Origin of the sequence: Mesorhizobium sp. M7A.F.Ca.CA.002.04.1.1, assembly GCF_004022805.1 — a bacterium.
In the GTDB taxonomy this organism is placed as follows: Bacteria; Pseudomonadota; Alphaproteobacteria; order Rhizobiales; family Rhizobiaceae; genus Mesorhizobium; species Mesorhizobium ciceri.
In genome coordinates, this window is the sequence record NZ_RZPL01000748.1 from 1 (window position 1) to 2,682 (window position 2,682).

3 protein-coding genes are annotated in these 2,682 nt (G+C 62.7%); all 3 read left to right on the forward strand.

Annotated elements, in window-relative coordinates; all coding sequences use genetic code 11:
- On the forward strand, window positions 1-567 hold a 567-nt coding region (locus tag ENZ75_RS27785; protein ID WP_245481263.1), incomplete at its 5' end, for a thiamine pyrophosphate-dependent enzyme.
- A 26-nt stretch (window positions 568-593) separates the two neighbouring features.
- A complete protein-coding gene (gene otnI / locus ENZ75_RS27790) occupies window positions 594-1,391 on the forward strand; it encodes a 2-oxo-tetronate isomerase (RefSeq protein ID WP_063168077.1) in 798 nt (265 codons plus the stop codon).
- Window positions 1,392-1,550: 159 nt separating this feature from the next.
- A complete protein-coding gene (locus ENZ75_RS27795; protein WP_063168076.1) occupies window positions 1,551-2,468 on the forward strand; it encodes a 2-hydroxy-3-oxopropionate reductase in 918 nt (305 codons plus the stop codon).
- The last annotated feature ends 214 nt before the right edge of the window (window positions 2,469-2,682 follow it).

A 2,682-nucleotide genomic window follows, 5' to 3' on the forward strand; every position in this document is an offset into this window, starting at 1 on the left:
GTCTACAAGCCGCGCAACTGGATCAATTGCGGCCAGGCCGGCCCGCTCGGCTGGACCTTGCCGGCTGCCCTTGGCGTGCGCGCCGCCGATCCCGACCGCACCATCGTGGCGCTGTCGGGCGACTATGATTTCCAGTTCATGATCGAGGAACTGGCGGTCGGTGCACAGCACAAGCTGCCCTATCTCCATGTCGTCGTGAACAACGCCTATCTCGGCTTGATCCGCCAGGCGCAGCGGGGTTTCTCGATGGACTTCGAGGTCGACCTTGCCTTCGAGAACATCAACCGGGCAGGCGATCCCGAGGCCGGCTATGGCGTCGACCATGTTGCCGTCGCCGAGGCGATGGGCTGCAAGGCGGTCAGGGTGCGCAAGCCGGAAGAGTTCGCCGGTGCCTTCAAGGAGGCGCAGCGGTTGATGAAAGAACACCGGGTTCCGGTTGTCCTCGAATTCATCCTCGAACGCGTCACCAACATCTCGATGGGCACCGAGATCGACAAGATCACCGAATTCGAGGAGCTTGCCGAGAGCCACGAAGATGCGCCGACGTCGATCGTCATGCTGGATTAGGCTTGGCGGAGAAAAGGAGAAAAAGAATGCCGCGTTTTTCAGCCAATCTTTCGATGCTCTTTGGCGAGCATGAGTTCCTCGACCGTTTCGATGCCGCCGCCCGCGCCGGCTTCAAGGGCGTCGAATATATCGGCCCCTATGACCATGCGCCCGATGTCGTCGCCGCCCGGCTGAAGAAGAACGGCCTGACCCAGGTGCTGTTCAACCTGCCGGCCGGCGACTGGGGCAAGGGCGAACGCGGCATTGCCGTGCTGCCGGACCGCGTGCCGGAATTCCGCCAGGGCATCGCCAAGGCGATCACCTACGCGCAGGCGCTCGGCTGCCAGCAGGTCAATTGCCTAGCCGGCATCGTGCCCACCGGCGCCGACCGCAAGGTGCTGGAGGACGTCTTTGCCGAAAACCTTGCCTTCGCGGCGGAAAAGCTGGAGCAGGCCGGCATCAGGCTGCTGATCGAGCCGATCAACACGCGCGATATCCCGGGCTTTTTTCTCAATTATACCGATCAGGCGTTGGCGCTTATCGACCGTGTCGGGTCGAAGAACCTGTTCCTGCAATACGACATCTATCACATGCAGATCATGGAGGGGGATCTCGCCCGTACCATCGAGGTAAACCTCGACCGCATCGCGCATATCCAGCTTGCGGACAATCCAGGCCGTCACGAGCCGGGGACGGGCGAGATCAATTTTCCCTTCCTGTACGAGCACATCGACCGCATCGGCTATTCCGGGTGGATCGGGGCGGAATACAAGCCGAAGGCCGGGACGGAGGCTGGGCTGGGGTGGTTTCAAGCATTAGCCGGGCAGGGAAGTGCTGCGGCCTAGCCAACGCCGCGCCCCCTCATCCGGCCCTTCGGGCCACCTTCTCCCCGGTGGGGAGAAGAGACAGGCACCAACGTCGGCTTCTCTTCTCCCCTCGGGGGAAGATGGCCGCGCTAGCGGCCGGATGAGGGGGCGTTTCACACAAGCAACTGGAGAACCAAAATGGAAACCATCGGCTTCATCGGCCTCGGCATCATGGGCGCACCGATGGCGGGGCACCTGTTGGACGCGGGCTACAGGATCATAGCCAGCGACCATCGATCGCAACTCTCAGCCGATCTCGTCGCCAAGGGCCTAACGTCAGTCACCGGCCATGCTGCCGTGGCGAAGGCCGCCGACATCATCATTCTGATGGTGCCCGACACACCGCAGGTCGCCGATGTGCTGTTTCACGAGAACGGCGTCGCGTCCGGTCTGACCAAAGGCAAGCTGGTCATCGACATGAGCTCGATCTCACCGATCGAGACCAAGATTTTTGCCAGGAAAATCAACGATCTAGGCTGCGACTATCTCGACGCGCCGGTCTCGGGCGGCGAGGTTGGCGCCAAGGCGGCGTCGCTCACCATCATGGTCGGCGGCGAGGAGAAACCCTTCGAGCGCGCCAAGCCCGTGTTCGAGAAGATAGGCAAGAACATCACCCTGGTCGGGCCCAACGGCGTTGGCCAGACCACCAAGGTGGCCAACCAGATCGTCGTCGCGCTGACCATTGAAGCCGTCGCCGAAGCGCTTGTTTTTGCTTCGAAAGCCGGCGCGGATCCGGCCAAGGTCAGGCAGGCGCTGATGGGCGGGCTGGCGGCTTCGCGCATTCTGGAAGTGCATGGCGAGCGTATGGTCAAGCGCACCTTCGCCCCGGGTTTTCGGATCGAACTGCACCAGAAGGATCTGAACCTCGCGCTGGAGGGCGCGAAAGCGCTCGGCGTGTCGCTGCCCAACACGTCGACCACGCAGCAGCTGTTCAACGCCTGCGCGGCCAATGGCGGCGCCAAGGAGGATCATTCGGCCCTGGTCAGGGCGCTGGAGAGGATGGCCGATTTCGAGGTCGGCAGCGAGGCAGCCGGCACCCGGGGCAAAGCGGCATAGGTCAGGAGAGGGCGGCGCAACGTTCCCAAGCCGCCAACTCCTGGCCCATCGAAGAACGGGTTCCGGCGTCTATGGCCGGAACCCGTTTCTCGTTTCGAGATGTTTTTGGCTTAGCCGCGCTTCAAAAATGCCCGTGCCACGTAAAGGCTGATCGCCGCGGCATTCGATACGTTGAGCGAATGGATGGCGCGGCTCGACATGCCCGGCGCCATCC

Excerpts from the sequence above, each read along its gene's own strand:
- otnI (WP_063168077.1), top strand. The coding sequence starts at position 594 with ATGCCGCGTTTTTCAGCCAATCTTTCGATGCTCTTTGGCGAGCATGAG.
- ENZ75_RS27795 (WP_063168076.1), top strand. The coding sequence starts at position 1,551 with ATGGAAACCATCGGCTTCATCGGCCTCGGCATCATGGGCGCACCGATG.